At 46.3% G+C, this 24508-nt stretch carries 30 protein-coding genes; 1 reads left to right on the forward strand and 29 read right to left on the reverse strand.

From position 1 onward, the window contains the following. Nucleotides 1–20: 20 nt before the first annotated feature. The 21 genes from ccpN to DSBG_RS03525 all read right to left on the reverse strand — a co-directional run bounded on the left by ccpN (nt 21) and on the right by DSBG_RS03525 (nt 16480). Nucleotides 21–662 carry a transcriptional regulator CcpN gene (gene ccpN, locus DSBG_RS03435; protein WP_068962823.1) on the reverse strand — a complete coding sequence of 214 codons (642 nt, stop codon included), beginning with the start codon at nt 660–662 and terminating at the stop codon, nt 21–23. A gap of 114 nt (nt 663–776) precedes the next feature. Then, a complete protein-coding gene (gene glyS / locus DSBG_RS03440) occupies nt 777–2852 on the reverse strand; it encodes a glycine--tRNA ligase subunit beta (protein ID WP_068962824.1) in 2076 nt (691 codons plus the stop codon). Between the two features lies 1 nt (nt 2853). After that, nucleotides 2854–3744 carry a glycine--tRNA ligase subunit alpha gene (gene glyQ / locus DSBG_RS03445; RefSeq protein WP_068962825.1) on the reverse strand — a complete coding sequence of 297 codons (891 nt, stop codon included), beginning with the start codon at nt 3742–3744 and terminating at the stop codon, nt 2854–2856. Between the two features lie 144 nt (nt 3745–3888). Further along, the gene (locus DSBG_RS22845) at nt 3889–4035 is read right to left on the reverse strand and encodes a hypothetical protein (protein ID WP_176716156.1); all 147 of its coding nucleotides are present in this window, start codon (nt 4033–4035) and stop codon (nt 3889–3891) included. A gap of 122 nt (nt 4036–4157) precedes the next feature. Further along, nucleotides 4158–4619 carry a UBA domain-containing protein gene (locus tag DSBG_RS03450; protein WP_083236709.1) on the reverse strand — a complete coding sequence of 154 codons (462 nt, stop codon included), beginning with the start codon at nt 4617–4619 and terminating at the stop codon, nt 4158–4160. Continuing rightward, on the reverse strand, nt 4612–5397 hold the full coding sequence (gene recO, locus DSBG_RS03455; RefSeq protein WP_068962827.1) for a DNA repair protein RecO: 786 nt from the start codon (nt 5395–5397) through the stop codon (nt 4612–4614). The genes DSBG_RS03450 and recO overlap by 8 nt, the downstream gene beginning before the upstream one ends. A 37-nt stretch (nt 5398–5434) precedes the next feature. Then, the gene (locus tag DSBG_RS22270) at nt 5435–5629 is read right to left on the reverse strand and encodes a hypothetical protein (RefSeq protein ID WP_141694227.1); all 195 of its coding nucleotides are present in this window, start codon (nt 5627–5629) and stop codon (nt 5435–5437) included. Beyond that, complete coding sequence (gene deoC, locus DSBG_RS03460; protein ID WP_176716157.1) at nt 5622–6275, reverse strand: deoxyribose-phosphate aldolase; 654 nt, start codon at nt 6273–6275, stop codon at nt 5622–5624. Before deoC ends, DSBG_RS22270 begins: the two co-directional genes overlap by 8 nt. Beyond that, entirely contained in the window at nt 6272–7186 is a 915-nt protein-coding gene (gene era / locus DSBG_RS03465) for a GTPase Era (RefSeq protein ID WP_068962828.1), read from the reverse strand. Before era ends, deoC begins: the two co-directional genes overlap by 4 nt. Before the next feature lie 408 nt (nt 7187–7594). Then, entirely contained in the window at nt 7595–8038 is a 444-nt protein-coding gene (locus tag DSBG_RS03470; protein WP_083236710.1) for a cytidine deaminase, read from the reverse strand. Between the two features lie 103 nt (nt 8039–8141). Next, nucleotides 8142–8528: a diacylglycerol kinase family protein gene (locus tag DSBG_RS03475; RefSeq protein WP_068962848.1), complete on the reverse strand. Its 387-nt coding sequence runs from the start codon at nt 8526–8528 to the stop codon at nt 8142–8144. Between the two features lie 117 nt (nt 8529–8645). Continuing rightward, a complete protein-coding gene (gene ybeY / locus DSBG_RS03480) occupies nt 8646–9119 on the reverse strand; it encodes an rRNA maturation RNase YbeY (protein WP_068962849.1) in 474 nt (157 codons plus the stop codon). 113 nt (nt 9120–9232) lie between these two features. After that, nucleotides 9233–11485 (reverse strand): HD family phosphohydrolase, encoded by a 2253-nt coding sequence (locus DSBG_RS03485; RefSeq protein WP_068962829.1) that lies wholly within the window; start codon nt 11483–11485, stop codon nt 9233–9235. A 63-nt stretch (nt 11486–11548) separates the two neighbouring features. Then, a complete protein-coding gene (yqfD, locus tag DSBG_RS03490; RefSeq protein ID WP_068962830.1) occupies nt 11549–12769 on the reverse strand; it encodes a sporulation protein YqfD in 1221 nt (406 codons plus the stop codon). Nucleotides 12770–12950: 181 nt separating this feature from the next. Continuing rightward, on the reverse strand, nt 12951–13229 hold the full coding sequence (locus tag DSBG_RS03495; protein ID WP_068962831.1) for a YabP/YqfC family sporulation protein: 279 nt from the start codon (nt 13227–13229) through the stop codon (nt 12951–12953). A gap of 137 nt (nt 13230–13366) precedes the next feature. Continuing rightward, on the reverse strand, nt 13367–13819 hold the full coding sequence (locus DSBG_RS03500; protein ID WP_068962832.1) for a GatB/YqeY domain-containing protein: 453 nt from the start codon (nt 13817–13819) through the stop codon (nt 13367–13369). A gap of 13 nt (nt 13820–13832) precedes the next feature. Then, the gene (rpsU, locus tag DSBG_RS03505; RefSeq protein WP_009620268.1) at nt 13833–14009 is read right to left on the reverse strand and encodes a 30S ribosomal protein S21; all 177 of its coding nucleotides are present in this window, start codon (nt 14007–14009) and stop codon (nt 13833–13835) included. A 122-nt stretch (nt 14010–14131) separates the two neighbouring features. After that, the gene (locus tag DSBG_RS03510; RefSeq protein WP_068962850.1) at nt 14132–14476 is read right to left on the reverse strand and encodes a histidine triad nucleotide-binding protein; all 345 of its coding nucleotides are present in this window, start codon (nt 14474–14476) and stop codon (nt 14132–14134) included. A gap of 85 nt (nt 14477–14561) precedes the next feature. Beyond that, complete coding sequence (gene mtaB / locus DSBG_RS03515; protein ID WP_491005701.1) at nt 14562–15881, reverse strand: tRNA (N(6)-L-threonylcarbamoyladenosine(37)-C(2))-methylthiotransferase MtaB; 1320 nt, start codon at nt 15879–15881, stop codon at nt 14562–14564. A 30-nt stretch (nt 15882–15911) separates the two neighbouring features. Then, nucleotides 15912–16253, reverse strand: coding sequence for an endoribonuclease MazF (gene mazF / locus DSBG_RS03520; RefSeq protein WP_068962834.1), 342 nt, complete (start codon nt 16251–16253; stop codon nt 15912–15914). Beyond that, nucleotides 16247–16480: an AbrB/MazE/SpoVT family DNA-binding domain-containing protein gene (locus DSBG_RS03525; protein WP_068962835.1), complete on the reverse strand. Its 234-nt coding sequence runs from the start codon at nt 16478–16480 to the stop codon at nt 16247–16249. The genes mazF and DSBG_RS03525 overlap by 7 nt, the downstream gene beginning before the upstream one ends. A gap of 278 nt (nt 16481–16758) precedes the next feature. Between DSBG_RS03525 and DSBG_RS22275 the strand changes: the two genes are divergently transcribed. After that, nucleotides 16759–16983 carry a hypothetical protein gene (locus DSBG_RS22275; RefSeq protein WP_141694228.1) on the forward strand — a complete coding sequence of 75 codons (225 nt, stop codon included), beginning with the start codon at nt 16759–16761 and terminating at the stop codon, nt 16981–16983. A 52-nt stretch (nt 16984–17035) separates the two neighbouring features. On the opposite strand, the gene DSBG_RS03530 is transcribed toward DSBG_RS22275, so the two are convergent. The 8 genes from DSBG_RS03530 to DSBG_RS22850 form a co-directional block, all read right to left on the reverse strand. Beyond that, a complete protein-coding gene (locus tag DSBG_RS03530; protein WP_068962836.1) occupies nt 17036–17773 on the reverse strand; it encodes a 16S rRNA (uracil(1498)-N(3))-methyltransferase in 738 nt (245 codons plus the stop codon). Then, nucleotides 17760–18701 (reverse strand): 50S ribosomal protein L11 methyltransferase, encoded by a 942-nt coding sequence (gene prmA / locus DSBG_RS03535; protein WP_068962837.1) that lies wholly within the window; start codon nt 18699–18701, stop codon nt 17760–17762. Before prmA ends, DSBG_RS03530 begins: the two co-directional genes overlap by 14 nt. Before the next feature lie 15 nt (nt 18702–18716). Further along, entirely contained in the window at nt 18717–19826 is a 1110-nt protein-coding gene (gene dnaJ, locus DSBG_RS03540; protein ID WP_068962838.1) for a molecular chaperone DnaJ, read from the reverse strand. Between the two features lie 335 nt (nt 19827–20161). Continuing rightward, entirely contained in the window at nt 20162–21997 is a 1836-nt protein-coding gene (gene dnaK, locus DSBG_RS03545) for a molecular chaperone DnaK (RefSeq protein ID WP_068962839.1), read from the reverse strand. Between the two features lie 23 nt (nt 21998–22020). Beyond that, entirely contained in the window at nt 22021–22623 is a 603-nt protein-coding gene (gene grpE / locus DSBG_RS03550; RefSeq protein WP_009620276.1) for a nucleotide exchange factor GrpE, read from the reverse strand. Between the two features lie 69 nt (nt 22624–22692). Beyond that, nucleotides 22693–23733 carry a heat-inducible transcriptional repressor HrcA gene (gene hrcA, locus DSBG_RS03555; protein ID WP_068962840.1) on the reverse strand — a complete coding sequence of 347 codons (1041 nt, stop codon included), beginning with the start codon at nt 23731–23733 and terminating at the stop codon, nt 22693–22695. Between the two features lie 248 nt (nt 23734–23981). Further along, entirely contained in the window at nt 23982–24122 is a 141-nt protein-coding gene (locus tag DSBG_RS22280; protein WP_176716158.1) for a hypothetical protein, read from the reverse strand. Then, the coding region (locus tag DSBG_RS22850) for a hypothetical protein (protein ID WP_176716159.1) at nt 24119–24508 on the reverse strand (390 nt) is incomplete at its 5' end. The genes DSBG_RS22850 and DSBG_RS22280, both read right to left, overlap by 4 nt.

Here is a 24508-nt window from a genome sequence, read left to right on the forward strand (position 1 = left end):
TCCCCGCCCTCCGGAAGGAATCACATCCTCGCATCTGCAATTTCGACAAAGAGCTTCGTGACATTCGTCTTAGTAAACCGCCCAACGACCTCATAACATTCATCCCCGTTTTCATCCACATACCCTTCCACGACGGGCAAACTATCGACTTGATGGTGGACCAATTTCTTGGCCGCACTCAAGACCGGTTCATCCGGGGTCGTCATATAGATGTTCGGCATACGCGTCATAATGACACCGACAGGAACTTGTTGCAGGTCGCTTTTACCTAAAGAGGCTTTCATAATATCTTTGCGTGAAATCATTCCTAAAAGAATGCGGTCCGGTCCGACAACCGTAAGGCTCCCTACATTTTGAGTGAACATCGTAACCGTCGCTTCATAAATACTTGCAGTTTCTGGTATGGTGACTGGCATAGACTTAAACGCGCAAACCCGCAGCTGAAGCATCCGTTCCATAATCGGGGAAGGTCCGCTATTTTCACGGTAAGAATATCCGACACGTGGCCGGGCCTCTAAGACCCCAGACATCGTCAAAATGGTTAAATCCGGGCGGAGAGTGGCTCGCGTCAAATCCAGCTTTGCCGCAATCTTTTCACCAGTGATGGAACCTGAGGCTTTGACTATCTCCACAATTCGCTGTTGACGTTCCGTCCATTCCAACCCATTTCACCTCTTAATGTTTCTTACAAACCTAATGTGACATACTAATCGTGCTTTACAGGACAGATTATACCACAAAATGTTGTTTATTGAATAGATAGTTGACATAATTTTTTACGATATAACACTTAAATCACCTAAACATCCCAACATTATTACACACTGACCCAGTAAAGCCAGTCGGTTCCGTTTCAAAGCTTCATCTTCCACCATAATCATAACCGCCTGGAAGAGGGCTTCAATGTAGGAGACCAGCTCCTCTGCTAAAAAATAGGCCATCACATAATTCCCTCTCGACCGAGTCTGTTCAAAACGCTCTATACGCAAAGATATGGCATTCTCCAGGGCTATTTCTGTCGCATCAACCAACAAGGATGGATCTATGGCTTGAGTTACCTCCTTTTTAGTTAGATTGAAGCAACGAATATAGGCTTGGAGATAGGGAGTAAAGGTTTCTTCATTCCTTCTTTCGGAAAGCACTTGAGCTCGTTTCGCTGCACGATTAATATCATCGCTTCCGATCGCCAAGGCCGCTTCCACTGTATCATAACGCAGTCCTTGTTCCTGGAGCACAAAACGCAGGCGTTGTTGAAAGAAATCCTGGAGCAAGGGCAAGATGTCCTCGATCGGCAATGGAGATGTCCCCTGCTCTGTGAGCAGACGATAGGACTCATGCAAAAGTTCGGTGAGAGAAATCTCCCATTTAGAATCTAAGAGGATGGCCACAATCCCTTGTGCCTGACGTCTTAAGGCATAAGGGTCCTGAGAACCGGTGGGCTGGATTCCGATGCTGAACGCGCCCACAATTGCATCAAGTTTATCCGCAATACTGACTACACGACCGGGATCTGATACGGGTAATCCATCGCCTGCGAAACGGGGCTGATAGTGTTCGAGTATCCCCTGACAGACCTGCGGTGACTCTCCACTGGCTTTAGCGTAGTCCGCCCCCATGATGCCTTGCAGTTCCGGGAAATCACTCACCATTAAGGTCACAAGATCGGCTTTCGCCAGAAAAGCAGTTCGATCAATTTCTTCTTGCAAAGTTCCTTCAAAATTCAGCTTCTCAGCAATGAACCGGGACAAGCCGCGCAAACGTTCTACCCTTTGCTCGACAGTACCCAATTTCTCGTGGTACACAATTTTCCCTAATTTGGCAACTAACTCTGACAATGGAACCTTTTGATCCTCACGATAATAAAAGGCCGCATCTTCCAAACGAGCTTTCAACACTTTTTCATTTCCGGCTTTCACTGTATCTAAAGCGAAGGCATCCCCGTTGCGTACTGTAATAAAATTGGGCAAGAGTTTTCCGTCTTTAGCACGCACCGGAAAGTATCGTTGATGCTCCCGCATCGGGGTGGTAATTACCGCCTCAGGCAGGTGCATGTAGCGTGGGGCTACTGTGCCCAGTAACGCAGTCGGATACTCCACAAGATGGATGACTTCGCCCAAGAGCTCCTCATCTTCAGGCACTTCACCACCGACGTTCTCTGCCAGAACTTTAATTTGCGCTTGAATCGCACTCTTGCGCTCCTCCGGGTCAACGATAACAAAGGCTTTACGTAAGGCTTCGCCATAATCAGACGGTTGGGCTAGGGAAATAAGTTCTGTCGCCAGCGTTCGGTGCCCGCGCGAGACACGTCCTGACTTAAGCCCGACGAGCTCAAGTGACACAACTTCTGTTCCGTAAAGAGCAACGATCCAACGAATCGGACGAGCGAAACGAAAATCCAAGTCTCCCCAACGCATAGGTTTAGGAAAATGCAGGGCATTAATGAGCTCGCTTGCGAATTGGGGCAATAAGGTCGAAGTCTCCAACCCTATTTCCGATTTCCGAGCAAACACATACGGTACCCCATTGACCTCTTGAACAAAAAGGTCTTCAACTTTTACACCTTGCCCTCGAGCAAAGCCCTGAGCAGCTTTTGTAGGGACCCCCTTTGCATCATAGGCCGCTTTCACAGCGGGGCCTTTGACTTCCATCAATAAATCCTCTTGTTTTTCCTCAAGCCCCGCTACCAAAAGGGCCAGACGGCGAGGGGTAGCGAAAACTTTCATTTCCGAATAGGCCAAGCGCAGTTCAGCTAAACGTTTGCGTGCTTGTTCCTCCAACTGAGCCATCGCCCCCGGCGAAAATTTAGCCGGGATTTCTTCTGTTCCTATTTCAAGCAAAAAGTCGTTCGCCATCTTACTCCACTTCCTTCACTGAATTTGTTTTGATCAGAGGGTAACCCAGTCTCTCCCGTTGCTCTACATAAGCCTGAGCACAAAGACGGGCTAGCGCACGCACCCGCGCAATATAATTTGTGCGTTCTGTGACACTGATTGCTCCGCGAGCATCAAGCAGGTTAAAGGTATGGGAGCACTTCAACACATAGTCATAGGCAGGGAGTACCAATCCTTTTTCTACAACCCGCTTGGCCTCACGCTCATACATATCAAACCAGATCTGCAATGCTTCAATATCCGCAACTTCAAAATTGTAATGCGAGTAATCGATTTCGTTTTGTAAATAGATATCACCGTACGAGATGTCTCCGACCCAGGCAATATCATACACACTATCTTTGTTTTGTATATACGTGGTCAGTCGTTCCAGTCCATACGTAATTTCACAACAAACTGGTTTGCAGTCAATCCCCCCACACTGTTGGAAATACGTAAATTGAGTCACTTCCATACCGTCTAACCAGACTTCCCAGCCGAGCCCCCAAGCCCCCAAGGTCGGAGACTCCCAGTTGTCTTCGACGAAACGAATATCATGCTCCTTGGGATTAATCCCCAGCCGTTCCAAGCTCTGCAGGTAAAGTTCCTGAACATTGTCCGGCGAGGGTTTCAGAATGACTTGGTATTGGAAATAGTGCTGTAAACGATTGGGATTTTCCCCATATCTGCCATCTGTGGGTCGGCGTGACGGCTCAACATAGGCCACATTCCACGGCTCCGGTCCCAGGGCGCGTAGAAACGTCGAGGGGTTCATCGTCCCGGCCCCTTTTTCCACGTCATAAGGTTGGGCAATAATACACCCTTGTTCTCCCCAAAACTGATTGAGGGTAAGTATAATATCTTGAAACTGCATCGTTTTACCTCCCTTTATAAATTTAAATAACTCTTAAAACATTGTCTTTTTTCAGGTTTCTTCAAAGTGGACTGCCCAATAGGCGTAGTTCCCCAACAAGTATTAGTTCCCTACCGTATATCACTTTCCTTCAGGATCTCCAGCTCAATCTTCAACAAATAAAAAAGCGCTCACCCCCGTAGCATATAAGCTACAGGGACGAGAGCTTGTTCCCGCGGTTCCACCCTGTTTGACCCCAGAAGGGTCCCCTTCGTTTATCCTGCTCAGAGCTGCCCCATCCGCTTCTCCCATTCGGCTCACACCCACCCGAACTCGCTAATTAAAGAGGTTTCGCGAACTTTTTTCCCATCATTGCATCATAAAAAGGTATAGATTTAAACTATTATATTCCCAGGAGCGAATTGTGTCAAACACTATAATCCTGCATCTGCCCTATCCGAAGAGAATTTAAAAGCACCATCATGCGAAGACTTGTCTCCAGAAGCTACTTCTAGCTCATAATGATTAATCGCTGCCCCAACTGCACCAGCAAGAGCAAGCATCCGTAAAGCCGGCCTTCGCCAGATCGTATACGCCAATGCCAAACCCACTGGAGCTGAAAGACTTACAATGGTATTATTATGTTTCTTTAAACTAACCGTGGTGTTGTTAAAGCTACCCAGCTTACCTTTGACACTGTCCCAAATTCCCTGCCCTCGATCGACAAAGTCCCACCCAGGTTTCCCCTTACCGCTACCCTTCTCGAAGTTGTCCAAAGCCTTCACTACATCACCCTGAGCCATGCTTAAAGCCACCCGAGCCTCTTCATAGCCAATTCCCATTCGTTCGCGTAAGACATCCAGCTTTTCAAGTTCCGTCCACAACGCTTCACTCAAATTTGTTCCCTTCCTTTCCGTTAGTGTACTGCCCCACGTCATCCCGGGTTAAACTTCCCATTCGCCAAGACTTGAGCGGCCTCTCAAATTTATACTCTAGATAAAGCCGTAGTGTCTCCAAAATTTCTTGTTGCATCCAAGCATTCCAACGCAGGCGATCAAGTTTAGTGATTTCCGCCCGAATTAATTGACGCATGAACGCAATACTACCAGCTCGAATCCATCGTCCTGAATACGTCTCTCGACACTGACCACAAAGCGTACCACCGGCCTCCGGACTGAAAAATAAACGGTCACCACTAACCTTAACCCCACACTCGAGACATTCCCCTAAATGCGGGCGATATCCCAACAACACCATTAACCGCAAAGCGTAAGCGCTGAGCACAAGAGAAGGGTCAAACTGTTCCAGCAAAAATAAACAAGTCAACGTAAGAGCAAACAGTTCCGGGTTGGGCTGTGCCACAACCGTTGAAATGTCCAAAAGTTCAACAATACCCGTAGCCGCAAACGAGCGATCCAGATCATTCCAAAGATAAGGGAAGCTTTCCCTCGGACTGCACTGACTAACCGTATCCAAAGTTTTCCCGCGATGGATTAGAAAATCCCCATAGGTAAACAACTGAACCCCAGCCCTCTGACGACTCTTAGGTTTACGCACCCCTTTTGCCACAGCCTGCAGCTTTCCCAGCTCACGAGAAAAAAGAGTGAGCACCCGATCCGACTCCCCAAATTCCCGACTACGGATCACTAACGCGTCCGCATGGTAAACGGCCACGCTCTCACCCCTCTATTTTGCGTTATCTATTAGCTCTCTATACATAAAACCCCCAGCCATCAGTTAAAGATTCATTTCCCAGTGCACTTAGGCCCGAAGGGGACGAGGGACGGTTCTTTGTTGCAATCAGACGGTGCGCATGAAATGCGCCGGATGAACCCCGCTCCCCAAAGCCGGGAGCTTGAACGGTTAGTTTGCTCTGCGTCGTAAGACCGAGCGCTGTGTCACACAAGTCCCTCAAGTATCGCGCTGGTCCCCAAACGTTCCGCTCCTGCTTCGATAAGCTCAACGGCAAACTCCCTGGTCCTTATTCCACCCGAAGCCTTAACTTTAACCTTTTCCCCGACCCACGCTTTAAGATTACGTACATCCTGAACGGTCGCTCCGCCCCCGGCAAAGCCAGTAGAAGTCTTAATATAATCTGCTCCCGAGCGCTTGACAATCTCAGCCACAGTTCGTTTCTCATCTTCCGTAAGCAAACTGGTTTCAATAATAACTTTTATGAGCAATCCACAACCATGAGCCGCTGCAACCACTTGCGCAATATCACGCTCAACGGCTTCCCAATCTCCTGATTTTGCCCAGCCAACATTGATAACCATATCCACTTCTTTGCCGCCGTGCGCCTTAACCATAAAAACTTCCTGAACTTTAACTTCCGTAAACGTCGCCCCTAACGGGAAGCCTACCACAGCAGCGACCCCAATTCCTGTTCCGCGCAAAAGTTTTGCCGCTGTCTGCACATACGTCGGGTTGACACAAACGGTCGCAAACTTATGCTGTTGAGCCTCATGACAAAGCGTCACAATATCTTTTTCCGTAGCTTGCGGTTTCAACAACGTGTGATCTGTCATTCCAGCAAGATTCAGCATACTCAATCCCGTTCCTTTCCATACCCGTAATTTCGTAAACTATCCATCCGGTTGCGCCAGTCTTTTTTCACCTTAACCCAAAGTTCTAAAAACACAGGGCTACCTAATAAAGCCTCAATATCCATACGAGCCAATCTGCCAATCTCCTTGAGTTGCTTGCCTCCGGCCCCGATCACAATCCCTTTCTGAGAGTCACGCTCAACCACAATCAAAGCCCGTACTTTAACCAAAGTCTTCTTCTCAGCTACCTCTTCGATCACTACCGCAATCGAATGCGGAATTTCATCGTGCGTCAACTGCAGCACTTTTTCGCGCACCAGCTCTGCCATAATAAAACGTTCCGGCTGATCGGTAACTTCATCTTCCGGATAATACATAGGCCCCTTAGAAAGTTGATTAAAAATAACCTTTAACAGTTCGTCCGTATTTTCCCCTGTTTTTGCAGATACAGGAACAATAGCTTTAAAATCCACAAGCGCAGAAAACTGCTGAATTTTACGCATCAACTGCTCTTTCGACGCCAAAAGGTCAACTTTGTTTAAGACCAATACGCACGGGATCCGAGTCTGCTTGAGCATCTCAATAATAAACTCTTCGCCAGGACCATATTCAGCCGAAAGGTCTACCATATAAAGAATAACATCCACTTCACGCATGGATTCCTTGGCTTTACCGACCATATATTCCCCTAACTTATGTTTGGGTTTATGGATTCCGGGTGTATCCAGAAAGATAATCTGTCCTCGTTCCTCCGTTAGAATACACTGGATGCGATTACGGGTGGTCTGAGGCTTATCAGACATGATCAGTACCTTCTGACCTAATAAATGATTAAGCAAGGTCGATTTCCCTGCATTCGGTCTTCCTATGACAGATACAAAGCCTGAACGGAATTCATTTGATTTTGTTGAAACCAACGGTGAAGTCACTTCCCTATCTTAATACTTTAATTTTCTTTTGTATTATTTATTACCATAACCTTAAGTTACCACGTCTATTCAGAGCAACTTCTATAACTAGAATTAAGTGCAAACAGGCAGGACGCAGTATGACACATGTGCGGCGTCTTTGCGTAAGCAAGCCCAGCAAACTTCCGTTCAAGCGACCGACCCCAGAGACGGGGCAGCGCACAAGGACGTGCGCTGCCGCCAGTGAGCCAAGGATGGCTCATCTGGCACGATAGTCTCCAGTGGAGATTATCGCCGTAGGCGGTTCTTTAAAAGAATACTATCGCCGAAGGATGAACCCCGCTCCCCAGAGCCGGGAGCTTGAACGGTTAGTTTGCTCTGCGTCGTAAGCACCGAGCGCTGTGTCTTACAAGTCGCTTACAAGTCGCCCATAAACTCCGGCCCAAACGCATCCGGCAAGAGCGTCTTCAACCTCGTAACCTTCGTTTTCCCCTTACCATTTATCAAAATTACCGGGCAATCCACAGCAAACTCTCGTATCACTTGACGACATGCACCACAAGGAGAAGGAAACACATCTGTCGGCACAGCGATGGCGATTCCTTTCAGTTCCCGTTCTCCATGAGCCACAGCTTGAAAAATAGCGTTTCGCTCTGCACAAACTGTTAAACCGTAACTGGCATTTTCAACGTTGCACCCACCATAAATCACACCCGACGCAAACAGTGCGGCTGCCCCAACGGGGTAGTGAGAATAAGGAACGTATGCTTGTCGGTATGCCGCCTGAGCCTGGTCAATAAGTTCTTGCAGGACCTGTGTTTCGAGTGTTTCTGTCTTAAGCAATTGATTTTTCTGCTTCAAATTCAAAACTGCTCCTTAAACTATAGACTATCGACTATAGACAAAAGTTTATTAAACCAATTGTCTCATAAGATTTGAAAGAAATGTGGACATTCTCGTCTGTCTATCCTAAAAGATAACTCACGAAGCTTAACAGCCGTGGTAGAAAGACAATCACCCCTATCACCACAGCTTGAATTACTGCAACCAAAACTGCGCCGGCTGCCACGTCCTTTGCCATTCCCGCTAGAGGATGAAAGTTTGGTTGCACCAAATCCACTACAATTTCGAGAGCAGAATTCATGGCTTCTGCGCCAATAACACTACCAATTGCGAAAATAAGAATTAACCATTCCAAACGAGAAACCTCGCTCCACCAAGCACAGCCTACGACGCAAATTCCTGCAACGACATGAAACTGAAAGTGACCCTGCGTTTTCCAAGTGTATATCAACCCTCGCCAAGCATGGTTAAGACTGCGCCAAAACCCTGGTTTCTGATATTTCCCCATCCGCTCCGTATTATCCACTTCCAAACTTTCCACTTTTCTATGTAAGAGTTCCAGGCTCTGCTTCAGTTGAAGGTAGGATCCTCCTTCGCCCTCACTTCGCTATAGAGTGCTTAATAGCTACACTCTTTCTAACCTCAATAAAGCCATCACTTCTTCTTCTTTGCTACGCATTTCTTGTTTATCCGGCTCTTCTTCATGATCATAACCTAACAAATGAAGCGTCCCATGAACAGCCAGATACACAATTTCCCGTTCGAAAGAATGACCATATTCTTTAGCTTGTTCCCTGGCCCGTTCAGCAGAGATTACGATATCACCGAGCATATCGTCCTCGAACTCCGAATCAGGTTCCTCATCCAATTCCTCTTGCAAAGCAAAAGAAAGAACATCCGTCGGGCGATCCACCCCACGATATTCAAGATTCAAGGCATGGATGCGCTGGTCATCAACCAGCATTAGGCTCACCTCCGCCTCTTCCGGCCCATCCGATAGACGGATGGCCTCTTCAATGGCCTGACTCAGCATTGTACTAAGCGGCTCACGCTGGTCAAGTGAAATAGACTCTTCCTCCCAAGAAATATCCAGGATCATGTGCTTACGGGTAAACCCCATCCCTTTGTTGCAACAGATTTGGGCCACCCTTCCCTCCCTTCCAACATAAACTAGTCACCCGAAACCTAACTATATCGGTTCTACCCAAAGCTTTAAGATTTATCAGTAACCGGGGGATTTTGATCATCCTGGGGAACCCCTTCATCATTTTCTTGGCTGGTCTCGCCCAAAGACTTCTTAGAGAGCATTCCATTTCCGGTTACCGGCAATTCCGGATATTCGACGCGGGAATGGAAAATACCGGTCAGAACACGCACAAAGGCCATCGCAATGCGATCTAAGTCTTGAAACGTTAAATCACATTGATCTAACTGTCCATCATTCAGCTTGTCCTTAACAATTTTTCGAACAAACCCTTCGACACGTCCAGGTGTGGGTTGTTTCATAGACCGTACCGCTGCTTCTACATTGTCAGCCAAGGCCACAAGGGCTGCCTCTTTGGTCTGAGGTTTAGGCCCTTCATAATGAAAGGCCTCCTCTGGAATCTCATCATTTTCTTCAAGAGCCTTATGATAAAAGAAGCTGACTAAACCGTCCCCATGATGCTGAGCGATAATATCTTGGATCTGCTGCGGGAGTTTATTATCCTTGGCCATCTCCAACCCATCCTTGACATGGGAGGTAATAATCAACGAGCTTAGAGTCGGAGCAATCTTATCATGGGGGTTATCTTGAGTAAATTGATTCTCAATAAAAAAGTAAGGGCGTTTTAATTTTCCAATATCATGATACATCGAGCCCACCCTTACCAAGGTAGCATCCGCATGAACAGCTTCAGCCGCGGCTTCAGCCAAATTGCCTACTAAAATACTATGATGGTATGTCCCTGGCGCCTCCATCAATAAACGCTTCAGCAACGGACGATTGGGATTGGATAATTCTAAAAGCCGAACAGAGGAAGTAATACGGAATCCCGACTCAAACCAATGCAACGCACCCACCGTTAAGAACGAAGACGCCACTCCGTTAACAATTCCTAAGATTAAACCAACAACCCAAACCATTAAACGCATTCCGGTGGTTAAGGCAATCCCGCTGACCATCAAAACATTCATCGCGGACACAAATAACCCGGCACGAGCCAGATCAGAACGTTGGCTTAAATGCGAGACACTATACACCCCAACAAACCCGCCAAAAAGGGCCACTAAACCTGTTTGCAGGCCAGTCGAGGTTGAAAGAGTAGGGTCCACTAAAACAGCCACAAAAAATGCTAAGACCACTGAGACAAGTAAAGCGACATCGACATCAACTAAAATTGCAACCGTCATGGTTGCCCAAGCCACTGGGATGAGTACACCCGCCAAGGCATTGTATTCAGGTCCCCCTAAATTTAAGGAAATTACTCCACGCCCCATGGCGAGCACCAAGATCATCGTCAGTCCAATTAGAACACTGCGGTTGGTTAAACGTAGTATATCCCGTTTATATTGGTACAAATAGGCTAAAATGATTCCCATTCCAATGAGAACCATCAACGCAATCCCCGCCGCCATCTTCCAGGTATTGAGACTATTGATCAGCCCATATTCAACCAAGACATGGAAAACCTTCTCATCAACAATCTCTCCGGGCCCAATAATCTTTTGGTTTGTCTTAAAGTAAAGGACATCCCGTTTCACAAGAGCTCGCGCCGCAGCACGCAATTTTTCTGTAGTTTGCTCATCTATAATCAAGGTCGGTTGGGTCACTTCTTGCTCCACAAAGGCCTTAAAAAACGCTTTGGCATCATCCTGGAGTGCCGACTGATGAATGTCCAAAACAATTTTTTCGCGCAGTGACGCCACATCTACCTCGGTCCGCGCCCCGGAATTGACATTGCGCGCATCGTTTAAGATAATGTCTCCACCAATCTGTTTAACTGCACTTAAAACATCCGGAGAATCCTTTAGCAGCGAAGCCAACACCTCATCTGGTAAGACTGTAAACGGCTTTGTTTGCTTTAATTTGCTGACAAGTTCAGTCGTGCCCCCCGTGGTCGCCGCCGTAGTACTTAAGGTATTGAACGCTTTCCCCAGATCATTGGTTAGCTCGGCCAAATATTCATCATTAGGCTTATACACAGGTTGAATAGCTTTTGCAGCAGCTTCCAGGTCTTTAGAATATTTCTCTGTATCTTCAATGTCCTTACTCCACGGCGCAGTGATGAGCTGAGGACTAGGTTCCCCTACTTCCAAATGGAGTTTAGAAACAAATAAGCCTAAAGATAAAAGAACCGCAAACAACAGAAAATACATCACCCCAACGATAGCACGTAGCCAGTTGGTGTGATGTCTAAGCAAATCCAAACGGCTGGATAACCCCTCCCAAATCTTTCTAACCCATCTAAACTTCAATACCATCATCCTTACTTCTCAGTGCCTTACCTTTTCAGCACGCTCTATAAACTGAATAAGCGGTGTATTGTCTCAAGGATTGGCATAGACCGCCAAATCTTCGTAGGTTTCCACCTCAACTCTAACCCGTTCGATATTAGAATTACTCGAAAGAACCTTCACATTTTCTTCCACAATCACAACTCCGGGCGTGATCTTCTTCCGGACTTCAACCCGAGCCTTTTCTTCAGCCAGTTGACGTGCTTCGGCAACAGACCGTTCAAGGTGCACATTATGAAGTTCTTTATAGTTCACTCTTATACCTTCGACAGGGAAACGCCAATTCCTCCAGGGTTGCAGGTATTGAACGAGCACTTCTTTTTCAGTTTGCTCATACGGAGAATCCGGTGTTGTTACCATTATGACGCGAGAGCCAAATTTTATACCCCATCCTGCAGTAACTCTTCCGCTTTCCTCAACTTTATCTTCGACCAAGGGAACTTGTTCTTCGGCACTATACCACACTCGTGCCCGTACAAACCCTCTGGCTGCAGAGGCTTGGGGAACCGGCTTAGAACTATTTGACTCGTTCGCTGCAGAATTCTGAGCAATGGGTATACTTGGCACCCCTGGATTTGGCACCTGCGTAATTAGCACTTGACCCGCCCTGACGATTTCTCCTTCATGAACCATAGGGGTTCCTTGAATCACCATAATTTCCTTGACAAGTCCCGCATGGCTAGCAACCAGATTCCCCGCCTCTTTAGGGATGGACGGGCGTATTTTCTCTGATATTTTAATCTTAACGCTTGTTCCACTACGTTCCACACCAATCCAAGCCGCGTCCGGCAATTGTTCCTGAAGAACTTTGGCAATCTGGTTTAAATCCAGGTTTTTCGAGTAAGTCCAGGTTTTAAGTCCTAATTTTTCTGCCCTCTCCAAAACCTCAGAGGACATAACATTCTTATTGCCCGACACAGAAATGGACAGCACAAGTTGCGATAACACAGTTAATACCATGGCAATTATGACGATCCCTGCCAACAAACCCTTTCTGCGCCACCAACGTTTGGCAATAAAAGGCCAACCATATTTTGCTATAATATGTACCCTCGTATGAGTTTTATGAGCAGCTTTCCGCAAACGCCGAAAATCTGCCAACTTAATCTGCGCCCGCATCCCTCGTTCTGATTTTTGAATATGGTGAAGAATCACACCGTCTTTTAACACTTGATTCAAGAAACGCGGAAGTTGGTCTCCTCTCGCGAGGAAAAAAATCCGTCCCTGCCAAAATGTTCTCAACCATTCAAACATTACTTTATCTCCTCTCCTCTATCCTGAATAAAGCTATTTCCATCCTTCCCAGGGTGCCGTATCAGCGGTATGAGTGTTCACATAGGCCTGCTCCAGGGCTTCAGACACCGCATGTCATAGTTGCACCGATGCGCTGGCCATTACCTCGAACAAGGATGTTCAAGGTTCGAATCCAGTCAGTCTATAGTTTCTGTGCAGTAAATGATAGGGAAAAGATCTCCCCTTCAATGCGCAGTTCTGTGGATAATAGAACCTTAAGCTCTAGTCCCTTTCCTTGAAAACACACATCCCCCTCCGTCGTTTCCAACCGAATTTCTTCCTCCGTAAAGGTAATAATGCTAATATAATTTTCAACCAAAACCTGTTGTCGCCCAGTTATCGTAATTTTCGGACCTTCGCCCACCACATCCGCTGGAAAATCCAAAACATCTCCGACGTTCCTTTTTAACTTTTTGAACATAAAAATTGACTCCTCCCCTCTGTATGCAATTTTATGAGGGAAAGAGCCAGAATAGTCCAAGCCTTGATCAAATTGTTTTTGAACAGCAAAAAACCCAGTTGTATTCCTCAACTGGGTTTTTCTTTAAAACTAATGGATTATGCCCCGAGAATCTCCCGTACAACTTGATTAACAAGTTTGCCATCTGCACGGCCTTTCGTCTTAGGTGATAGCGCACCCATGACTTTCCCGAGGTCTTTAGGGCCTTGAGCCCCTACTATGCCGATTGTTTCTTGAACAAGCTGACGAATTTCCCCTTCGGAAAGCTGTTGAGGAAGGTAATCCATTAGAATGGCCATTTCCTCTTCCAGAGCCTTAACCGTTTCGGGGCGATCCGCTTTTTTAAACTCTTCAAGCGAATCTCGACGCTGTTTCATTTCACGTGCTAATACCTCGATGACTTGATCATCGTTAAATTCAATTTTCTTGTCAATCTCAGCATACTTTATGGCAGCCCTGGCCATTCGGATGACGGAAAGTCTAACCTTCCCCTCCTCTTTGGCCTTCATGGCAACCTTCATATCCTCAACGAGGCGATCTTTCAGGGTCAATTCGAGACACTCCTTACTTGAACTTGCGTTTACGTGCAGCTTCAGATTTTTTCTTTCTCTTCACACTTGGTTTCTCATATGCCTCATGTTTACGAGCCTCTGCACTAACCCCTGCCTTTTGACAAGTACGCTTGAACCGGCGGAGTGCGGCATCAAGGGATTCGTTTTTACCAACTTTGACTTCACTCATTGTCTTATCCCTCCCTCCACTGGATCATCACAATTATACCTTTACTATTATACTGGATGAAGTTGGTTGAGTCAAGTTGACTTTAAAGCCATAACCGACTGCCCGATTGGCTTTCGACACAATCACCCAATCTTTGCGTTAAGAGCCTGACCCCCAAGCAAATGAAAATGAAGGTGTCCGACAACTTGGCCTCCGTCAGTTCCCGTATTCGTTACCACCCTATAACCAGACTCTGCAACCCCAAACTCACTTGCCAAGCGACGGATCACACCCAAAAGATGACCCATTAATGCTTCATATTCAGACGTGACATCATTAAGACTACGCAAATGGCTCTTTGGAATAACGACCAAGTGCACGGGAGCCAGCGGCTGAATATCTTTAAAAGCAATTATCGCATCATCTTCATAGACGATTTCACTGGGAATTTCCCGGCGGGCAATTTTACAAAAAATACAATCAGACATAGGCATTTTGATTTCCTCCCTTATCATATTCGACACAACGTTTTTTATTACCAAGTATTTTAGTCAATTTTTTACACTTTTACCATCAGATTAAGAGATGACCTTCTTCTAAAACAACCGTTACAAGCTGCCGCGAAACCCAGAGCTTTCCATCGTCACGAGGAGGTATTTTAACCTGAATATAATGTGGTGTATGCCCTACAGCACAACCTTTTGGATCAATCCATTCAATCAACACTTCCACAGGTTTTCCAACAAAACGACGAACAAATGCCTCTTGACTAACGCGAGCAACCGCCATGAGATCCTTAACCCGTTGTTCTTTTAGCTTTTTCGAAACTTGATCCGGATAGTCTGCCGCAGGCGTTCCTTTTCGTTTCGAATAAGGAAACACATGAATCGCGGAAAAACCACAAGATTTCACAAACTCTAAAGTAGAAGCATGATCCTCCTCTGTTTCCCCTGGAAAGCCGACAATGATATCCGTTGTGACAGCCAAATCCGGTATCTGATGATGTAATTTCTCAAGCAACTCTCGATATTCATGCAACGAATATGGACGCCGCATACGGGCTAAGACCTGATCGCTTCCGCTCTGAAGAGGCATATGTACATGAGGACAAACCTTATGTGACGAAGCAATGCTTTCAATCAGCTCAGGCGTATATTCCATCGGTTCAATCGAACTTAAGCGCAAACGATGCAGTCCAGGAATTTTGACCAACTCCCGTACCAAACGAGCTAAATTCCATTCTGCCCCTAAATCCTGACCATAATACCCAGTATGAATACCCGTCAAGACAATCTCCGGATAACCCGCCTCAACCAACCGTCGAGCCTCAGCTATTGCATTTTCTGGCAAACGACTGCGCAATGGGCCACGTGCATAAGGAATAATACAGTAAGTACAGAACTGATTACACCCTTCTTGAATCTTGAGAAACACTCGGGTCCGATGCTCCTCGCTAAGTTGAGGAAGCTCTTCAAATTCCTCCGCTTCCCAAATCCCGCGCACAGCATTCAAAGGTTTACGCTCAGCTTTAACACGTTCAATCCAATCTAAAACCTGCATCCGATCCTGCGTTCCCAGCACCAGATCAACACCTTCAATATTCAGAACCTCTCCCGGCTCCGTTTGCGCGTAACAGCCCATAACCACCACAACGCTCTCCGGATGCGCCTTAATCATACGACGAATAACCTGACGGGATTTACTATCTCCTGTATTCGTCACTGTACAAGTATTTACAACGACAACATCCGCCTCTTCCGAGGACTCAACCACCTGATACTTCGCCTCCCGAAAAAGTTGGGCCATCGCTTCACTCTCAGTTTGATTTACTTTACAGCCCAGGGTAACAAAACATACTCGAGGTTTGATATTAGTGGTTCGTGGTTCCAATATAATCCACCCTTTTTCAAAACAGCTAACAGGTCAGTCCTTTAAAAGCGTTTCCACCTTCAACAAAACTTCCTGCATTATTATCTCAGGTACTTTACAAACCAATTGCGCTGATCGACTTAACCAATCAAGATTCTTAATTTGATCTGCTAAAATAACGCCCTCAACTGGGAGCCCTACCGGTAACTTTACCTCAAATGGATAACCCTTAACTTTACCTGTTACCGGACAGAATAAAGCCAATCCTGTTTTCTCATTATATTTTTTCGGAGATAATACTAAAGCAGGCCGTTTTCCAGCTTGCTCATGACCAGCCTGTGGATTAAATTGTAGCCAGACAACATCTCCCCGGTCAGGTAAATAGTTATTTACCACTCTTCATTCCCACTCCGTTCTCCTGTGTGAACCTCTCTATGAAGATTTTCCGGAGTTATCTGATCTAAAAGATCTTCCAAGGAATAAGTTCTGGGTTTGACTACAATAGATCCGTCAACAATTTTTATATCAACGGGAGTCCCATTTTTAACGCCGATTTCCTTAGCCACGTATTGAGGAATATGAAGACCTAAACCATTTCCCCATTTCTTAATTATCGCAACCATTAGAAAAAACCCCTTTCGTATATACATAGTATATACGAAAAAAGCATTTCTTAGCTAATTCTTACAACCTATAATAAAATAATTCGCTATTCTAATATTAACCTATATCTCCTATCACCTAATTGCAAGTTTACTACAGAATGTAGCAAACTCCAGAGATAGAGCCGCAATCAAGATCGTGCAACCAAGAACCGTCCCTTTTCCCGCTCCGCTCTTCTCCCGCTTTCTTCAGACGGTGCACATGAAATGTGCCGTCTTCCCCAAGCCCGGGACGCAGTATGACACGAGCGCGACGTCTCTACGTAAGAGCAGCCCAGCAAACTTCCGTTCAAGCGACCGACCCCAAAAACGGGGCAGCGCACAAGGATGTGCGCTGCCGCCAATGCGCCAAGGATGGCGCTTTTGGCACGATAGTCTCCAGTGGAGATTATCGCCGTAGGCGGTTCTTTAAAAGAATACTATCGCCGAAGGATGAACCCCGCTCCCCAGAGCCAGGAGCTTGAACGGTTAGTTTGCTCTGCGTCGTAGGCACCGAGCGCTGTGCATACAAGTCCCCTAGCCTAAATCCCCATAATGAGCCAAAACCAACGTCAGCGCGGCCAAAGCAGCCGTTTCCGTCCGCAAAATTCTCGGTCCCAACGACACGCTCTTAGCCCCAAGCTTTTCCTGGGCCAAAGCCACCTCGGCCTCATCAAAACCACCCTCAGGGCCAATAAGAATGGCAATAGGACGTTCACGGTCCAGCGTATCAAGCACGGAAACTAAACGCTGAGTCTTCTCTTCTTCATAAGGAATAAGCCACTGGGTGTCCAGTGGTAGATTCTCCTTCAGATCCTTCCAATCGCTGACTTCTAATATTTGTGGTTCTTGAACCCTATGGGACTGTTTCGCTGCTTCTGAAGCGATTTTTTGCCAGCGAACGACCCGCTCTTGTGCCTTACTTCCTTCCAGATGCATGACAGACCGCTTGGCTCGCAAGGGGACCAGCCCCACCATACCTAGTTCAGTCCCTTTTTGGATCACCCATTCCATTTTTTCCCCTTTAGACAGCCCTGCCACAATATAAACAGACGTATGGGCCTCCACATCCGGATGATCCGCAGTGAGAATTCGACAAGTTACACTTTTGTCCTCAATCTTAACAATGACACTGGTATACTCCATTCCGGTATTATCAAAACCAACAACCAAATCTCCGGGAGAAAGTCGCAACACCTTAACAAGGTGATCGCGTTCCGAATCGCGCAACCAAAAGACGTCTTTTCCAAGTTCCGTAATCTTAAACCGATACATTATTTGCCCACCTCGCCCGAAATAAAATCCAACCGGAATCTTCAACACGTTCTAGTATTTCGAATCCAGCTTCCTTTAATCCAGCTTCCACGTCAACGGCGCGAGGTTCAATAATGCCCGAGGCCAAGAATTCACCCTCTGGACGCAATATACGTTTTAAATCCGGGAGTAGCATTAAAATAACATCTGCAATAATATTGGCAATCACTATATCTGCCTGCCCCTTGAGCACAGTCCCTAAATCTCCACGCAAAACTTTAACCTGGTCACTCACCCGATTTAGGTCGACATTTTCCTGAGCCACCTTTACCGCCACAGCATCAAGATCCACTGCATCCACTTTAGCGCCAAGTTTAGCTGCCGCAATCGCTAGAATTCCAGACCCCGTCCCTAGGTCGAAGACAATTTGGCCAGGCTTTACAATCTTTTCCAACTCTTCTAAACACAGCGTCGTCGTAGCATGAGTCCCCGTACCAAAGGCCATGCCAGGATCAAGTTCCAAAACAATGTCTCCTGCCAGAGGCTCAACCTGCTCCCACGTTGGCTTGATCAGAATTTTTTTCCCAATACGGATCGGCTTGAAATAGGCCTTCCAAGCTGTTGCCCAATCTTCCTCTTTTAACGAGATACCTTTGGCCTGAACAACCCAGTGCGGAAAGCGTTGGATCAGTTCACGAATTCCTAAATCCAACGTCTCAAGCTTGTCCGTTAGTTCTGCATCTTCCGGAAAGTAACCTTTAACCACAGACGTTCCGGTGAATTCCACTTCTCCAAAATCATGGTAATCCCACTTCCCAGATTCCACATAACTCCGTAAAAGTTCTGGGTCTTCCACACTGACACCGGGACACCCTAACTGATAAAAAAGATCGGCAACAGTTTCTTCTCCCTCAGTTGAAACTGTTACCGCCACTTCACGCCAATCCATAGATTATGCTCCTTTTTACCCCATCGCATCGCGGAGGTTTTCTTTGAACTTCTCAAACAAGGATTTTTTACCCATCTGTTGATGATCCGGAGTTGCTTCCCCGAATTCACGTAAGAGTTGTTTTTGTTTATCGTTTAGCTTGGTTGGCGTTGTTAATATAACCCGAACATGCTGGTCACCGCGACCACTGCCTCGGCGATGCGGCACTCCATGCCCTTTAAGCCGAAAAACGGTGGATGTTTGCGTCCCTTCAGGAACTTTCATCTTAACCACACCATCTAAGGTCGGAACATCGACTTCCGCGCCCAAGGCCGCCTGGATAAAGGTGATAGGTACTTCACAGTAAATGTCATTTCCATCACGTTCAAAGAACTTATGCCGTTTAACCTGTAAAACAATATAAAGGTCTCCCGGAGGCCCTCCCTTAGCACCGGATTCACCGTCTCCACTCAGCCTTAGGTTTAAACCATCCTCTGAACCTTGCGGAACACTAATCTTAATTGTTCGAACCTTGCGGACTTTTCCTTGTCCACTGCACGATGAACACGGACTACTAACGGTACGCCCTTCCCCATGACAGGTCGGACACGTGCGAGCTGTTTGAATCTGACCAAAAGGCGTGCGTTGAGTCACTTTAACTTGCCCGCTGCCATTACACTGGGAACACGTCGTCGGATGCGTTCCAGGCGCTGCCCCAGAACCTTGACAATCTGTACAAGTTTCGTCCCGTGGAATCTGGATTTCTTTTTCGGCGCCAAACACCGCTTCTTCAAAGGTCAAGGACATGGCATACCGCAGATCAGCGCCCCGTTGAGGACCACCGCGCCGTTGTCCACCGCCGCCGCCAAAAAACATATCAAAAATGTCACCGAAGCCTCCAGCATCTCCAAATCCTTGATTAGGATCTGTCCCGGCATGACCAAACTGGTCATAACGCGCTCTTTTCTCCGGATCACTTAAAACATCATACGCATCAGCAGCTTCCTTAAACTTTTCTTCTGCCGCCTTGTCCCCTGGATTCACATCTGGATGATATTGACGAGCTAACTTCCTATAAGCTTTTTTAATTTCATGTTCACTGGCTGATCGCTCGACACCCAGCACCTCATAATTATCGCGTTTCATGTTTTCCTCCATCACTCCTACTTGTCCAACCACTCTAACATTTTAAAGTCCTCTAGTATTATATGATCCTTCGACTCCAAGTTCAAGAAAATCTCCAATATTAAGGAATTTTATGTATCTTTCAAAACACTCAAATAAAGCGGGGCACAAAGGCTTTCAACCTTTGCACCCTCAAAACTCATCTTAAAAAATATCCTTGTCATTCCTCGCTGAATAGCCCAGAGGTTTTGCCAACGCTCGCTTCGTAATCAAGCGTGATAGCGACGGCACTGTGGGTGAGCGGAGCAATATCACACCATCCCCCCACAGCACACTTAACACTACACCAGCAACCTTTACTTATCCTTTTCTACCTCAGTAAATTCAGCATCCACGACATCGTCGTCCTTCTTAACCTCTTCCGCTCCGGCTTGGCCGCCAGCGTTCGGGTCTTGAGCAGCTTGTTGTTGGTACATTTTTTCGATGTAAGGATGAAGCACCTTGTTCAGGGCCTCCATTTTCGCATTAATCTCTTCGATGTTTTCAGAGGCGGATGCTGTTTTTACATCTTCTAATGCTTTCTTGATATTGTCAACTTCAGCTGCATCACCCTTGCCTTCGAAGTCTTTCAAAGTTTTTTCTGTTTGATAAACAATCGAATCCGCTTGGTTCTTAGCATCAATCAGCTCTCTTAGTTTCTTGTCTTCTTCAGCATGAGCTTCAGCATCTTGTTTCATTTTTTCAATATCGTCTTTGGATAGACCTGTCGAAGAGGTAATTGTCACTTTTTGTTCATTCCCTGTGGCCACATCTTTTGCGGAAACATGGACAATACCATTGGCATCAATATCAAATTTTACTTCAATTTGAGGAATGCCGCGTGGTGCCGGAGGAATTCCTGTGAGTTGGAAACGTCCAAGCGTCTTATTATAACTCGCCATTTCACGTTCACCTTGGAGAACATGAATGTCGACGGATGTTTGATTATCTGCAGCCGTTGAGAACGTCTGAGATTTAGTGGTAGGGATAGTAGAGTTGCGATCGATGATCCGGGTAAATACTCCACCAAGGGTTTCAATTCCCAAGGAAAGCGGGGTAACATCCAGCAAGATCATATCCTTTACTTCACCACTGAGCACGCCACCTTGAATTGCTGCACCCATAGCAACCACTTCATCCGGGTTAACTCCTTTGTGAGGGTCTTTTCCGCTTAATTTCCGGATAGCTTCAACAACGGCAGGAATACGGGTCGATCCACCGACTAGAATGATCTGATCAATTTTATCCCAAGAAAGTTTGGCATCTTCAATTGCTTGACGTGTCGGTCCAATGGTTGATTCTACTAAATCTGAGGTAATGTCATCAAATTTGGCCCGAGAAATATTCATATCCAAATGTTGTGGTCCTTGCTCTGTCATGGTAATAAACGGCAGATTAACATTTGAATTCGTAACACCGGAAAGTTCAATCTTAGCTTTTTCCGCTGCCTCTTTTAAACGTTGCAGGGCAACACGGTCCTTCGAGAGGTCCGCACCATTACTTTTCTTGTATTCAGCCACCATATAGTCAATCAGACGTTGATCGAAATCGTCGCCGCCCAAATGGTTATTACCACTTGTAGCTTTCACTTCAACCATGCCTTGGCTTAATTCAAGGATCGAAACATCAAAGGTACCGCCGCCTAAGTCAAAGACCAAAACTGTTGAATCATCTTTCTTGTCGAGGCCATAGGCAAGGGCTGCAGCCGTAGGCTCATTAATAATCCGCAGTACTTCAAGTCCAGCAATTGCTCCGGCATCCTTAGTGGCTTGACGCTGAGCGTCCGTGAAATAGGCTGGAACCGTAATAACTGCCTGGGTAACCGGTTGACCAATGTAGGCCTCGGCATCTGTTTTAAGTTTTTGGAGAACCATCGCTGAAATTTCTTGGGGGCTATAAGACTTGTCGTCAATTTTGACTTTATAGTCACTACCCATATGACGTTTAATAGAAATGACTGTTTTATCAGGATTAGAAACAGATTGACGTTTAGCAACCTGACCGACTAACCGCTCACCAGTTTTTGAAAAACCTACTACAGATGGAGTTGTTCGGTTTCCTTCCGCATTTGGGATGACAACCGCTTCCCCGCCTTCCATAACGGATACGCAAGAGTTTGTTGTACCTAAGTCAATACCAATAATTTTTCCCATTATAATCTTCCTCCTTAAATTAACTAGTTAGAAACTTTAACCATACAAGGACGCAAAACTTTTTCTTTGAGGTAATACCCTTTTTGTAGTTCTTCTACGACAGTATTTTCAGGATGTTCTTCGGAAGCCACCCTGAGCACCGCTTCATGAAGGTTTGGATCAAAAGGTTGGCCCACGGCTTCCATCGCTTTTAGGCCCTCCTTGCTGAGCGCAGTTTGCAATTGGCGGAAGATCATATCCACTCCCTGCGAAAAAGCTGTAATATCCGGATTGACTTTGGCCGCATTAGCTGCCCGTTCAAAATTGTCCAGAATAGGAAGTAGATCCCCCACAATGCGTTCGGATGCATAATTAATAAGATCGACTTTTTCCTTTTGGGTCCGTTTTCGATAATTATCGAAATCTGCCTGCAAGCGCAGCAAATGATCATAATGCTCTTCTGCTTTAGCCTTGGCCTGAGCAAGCTCCGCTTCTAGCGTCAGAATTTTCTCTGGGAGAGTCATATCATTGTCATCCATGCTTTCTTCTAGGATGGATCTTTCGGGATCACCCTCTGTATCCTCCCTCTGATCCTTGTTAATCCTCGGTTCCTGGTCTTTGAGAGCTTCTTCTCTCCGTTGTGCCATCCACAATCACCTCTCGTACTTAAATAGAAATATCTATATTAGAAAGAGCTATAAAGCCCAATCAACGCGTTAATATCCCCGGGGTTTTCCCCTTGCCAAAACTTCCGCCAAGCTACGTGTCATAAAGTCTACAATCGCAATTACTTTGGCGTAGTCCATACGAGTCGGTCCCAGTACCCCCACTGCCCCAATGGTTAGTCCATTCACTTTATAAGTTGCCGATATTACGCTACAATCTCGGAATTCTTTCAATGTATTTTCTCCACCGATGGTAACGTTTAATCCCTCATGATGAGGATGCAGCAGTTTTTTCAAAGGCTCATTTTCTTCAAACACTTTGAATAAAGTCTTAACTTTACCTAAATCTCGAAATTCAGGCTGATTTAGCATATTGAGAGTTCCGCCCAGATAAATGCGTTCCTCTTCCTCGTTATCGCTCAAAATTTCCCTTAACATATCCATAGTATTGTCGATCAATTGCCTCTGCCTGGACAATTCACCATAAATCTCATGCAGCAAACTACGTTTGACTTGACCTAAAGAATAGCCTCGCATCTTTTGATTGAAAACCCCAGCGACATGTTGGAGATCTTCAACCGTAATATTTTCTCCAACATCGATAATATGGTTTTCAACAGCACCGTTTTCCTTCACAATTACCATAATAACCTGACCCGACTGATAAGGCAGAAAATGCATCTTGCCAAACGTGCTTTTTCCTTTTTGCGGCCCGAGCACAAGGCTCGTTAAGTTGGTAAGTTCAGACAACAATTTACTGGTATGGGAAATAACCTCTTGAATCTCATGGATTCTTTTCGTACTTTCCCGCTCAATCGTCTCCTTCTCCTCTTCACTAAGCACTTGAGGATCCATCAAACAATCCACAAAATATCGATACCCCGCATCCGAAGGAATTCGCCCCGCAGAAGTATACGGCTGTTCGATGAAGCCTAAATCTTCTAAATCAGCCATCTCATTACGAATCGTCGCAGGAGATACCCCCAGATCAAATTTACGTGCAATCGTTCGCGAACCAATCGGTTCAGCAGTAGCAATATAATCCAGAACAATCGCCCGAAGTATCTTGCGTTTTCGTTCATCCATTTGCATACATGCCTCCCCATCCTTCCTAAGATTGCACTCTACCCAGAGTATCTCACACTCAAACTCGCTTGTTGATTTTCTTGTTAGCACTCTCCATCGATGAGTGCTAACAGCTGATGTCTTCACATTACCACTCTATTTTAGCTTTGTCAAGAATCATTTTAGATAAAATATTTTAAAGTTTTATGTAGGATAAAAGTACGCTCATATAGAGCTTTTAGGTACTAATGAAGTTGATAAGAGATGCCAGAAAGCTAGCAAAACGATGCACCATGAAATGCGCAGTCCACCCACACTCCGTCTCCTCGTCCCCCGTTCCCCCGACCCCAAGCCCGGGACACAGTATGACACAGCGCGACGTCTTTACGTAAGCAGCCCAGCAAACTTCCGTTCAAGCGACCGACCCCAGATACTTGCGGGAGCTCATCGTGCAAGCAGTACCGTCCTTCTTAAGCCAGACGGTGCACATGAAATGTGCCGTCCACCCACACTCCGTCTCCTCGTCCCCGTCTCCCCGTCTCCCCCGACCCCAAGCCCGGGACGCAGTATGACACAGCGCGACGTCTTTTCGTAAGCAGCCCAGCAAACTTCCGTTCAAGCGACCGACCCCAGATACGGGGCAGCGCACAAGGATGTGCGCTGCCGCCAATGCGCCAAGGATGGCGCTTTTGGTACGATAGTCTCCAGTACGATAGTCTCCAGTGGAGAGTATCGCCGAAGCCGTGATCCCTCGAGGAATTCTTACCGGCGTAGGATAGAGTATCGCCGAAGCCGCGATCCC

It is taken from the genome of Desulfosporosinus cupriresistens (genome assembly GCF_001707885.1).
Taxonomy (GTDB): Bacteria; Bacillota; Desulfitobacteriia; order Desulfitobacteriales; family Desulfitobacteriaceae; genus Desulfosporosinus.

What these genes read in the sequence shown, in the direction of transcription:
- glyS (WP_068962824.1), bottom strand. Translation starts at nt 2,852, where the DNA reads ATGGCGAACGACTTTTTGCTTGAAATAGGAACAGAAGAAATCCCGGCT.
- glyQ (WP_068962825.1), bottom strand. Translation starts at nt 3,744, where the DNA reads ATGCAGTTTCAAGATATTATACTTACCCTCAATCAGTTTTGGGGAGAA.
- DSBG_RS22845 (WP_176716156.1), bottom strand. Translation starts at nt 4,035, where the DNA reads ATGGGAGAAGCGGATGGGGCAGCTCTGAGCAGGATAAACGAAGGGGAC.
- DSBG_RS03475 (WP_068962848.1), bottom strand. Translation starts at nt 8,528, where the DNA reads ATGGGGAAATATCAGAAACCAGGGTTTTGGCGCAGTCTTAACCATGCT.
- ybeY (WP_068962849.1), bottom strand. Translation starts at nt 9,119, where the DNA reads ATGATCCTGGATATTTCTTGGGAGGAAGAGTCTATTTCACTTGACCAG.
- DSBG_RS03485 (WP_068962829.1), bottom strand. Translation starts at nt 11,485, where the DNA reads ATGATGGTATTGAAGTTTAGATGGGTTAGAAAGATTTGGGAGGGGTTA.
- yqfD (WP_068962830.1), bottom strand. Translation starts at nt 12,769, where the DNA reads ATGTTTGAATGGTTGAGAACATTTTGGCAGGGACGGATTTTTTTCCTC.
- DSBG_RS03495 (WP_068962831.1), bottom strand. Translation starts at nt 13,229, where the DNA reads ATGTTCAAAAAGTTAAAAAGGAACGTCGGAGATGTTTTGGATTTTCCA.
- rpsU (WP_009620268.1), bottom strand. Translation starts at nt 14,009, where the DNA reads ATGAGTGAAGTCAAAGTTGGTAAAAACGAATCCCTTGATGCCGCACTC.
- DSBG_RS03510 (WP_068962850.1), bottom strand. Translation starts at nt 14,476, where the DNA reads ATGTCTGATTGTATTTTTTGTAAAATTGCCCGCCGGGAAATTCCCAGT.
- DSBG_RS03525 (WP_068962835.1), bottom strand. Translation starts at nt 16,480, where the DNA reads ATGGTTGCGATAATTAAGAAATGGGGAAATGGTTTAGGTCTTCATATT.
- DSBG_RS22275 (WP_141694228.1), top strand. Translation starts at nt 16,759, where the DNA reads ATGACACGAGCGCGACGTCTCTACGTAAGAGCAGCCCAGCAAACTTCC.
- DSBG_RS03530 (WP_068962836.1), bottom strand. Translation starts at nt 17,773, where the DNA reads ATGTATCGGTTTAAGATTACGGAACTTGGAAAAGACGTCTTTTGGTTG.
- prmA (WP_068962837.1), bottom strand. Translation starts at nt 18,701, where the DNA reads ATGGATTGGCGTGAAGTGGCGGTAACAGTTTCAACTGAGGGAGAAGAA.
- dnaJ (WP_068962838.1), bottom strand. Translation starts at nt 19,826, where the DNA reads ATGAAACGCGATAATTATGAGGTGCTGGGTGTCGAGCGATCAGCCAGT.
- dnaK (WP_068962839.1), bottom strand. Translation starts at nt 21,997, where the DNA reads ATGGGAAAAATTATTGGTATTGACTTAGGTACAACAAACTCTTGCGTA.
- grpE (WP_009620276.1), bottom strand. Translation starts at nt 22,623, where the DNA reads ATGGCACAACGGAGAGAAGAAGCTCTCAAAGACCAGGAACCGAGGATT.
- hrcA (WP_068962840.1), bottom strand. Translation starts at nt 23,733, where the DNA reads ATGCAAATGGATGAACGAAAACGCAAGATACTTCGGGCGATTGTTCTG.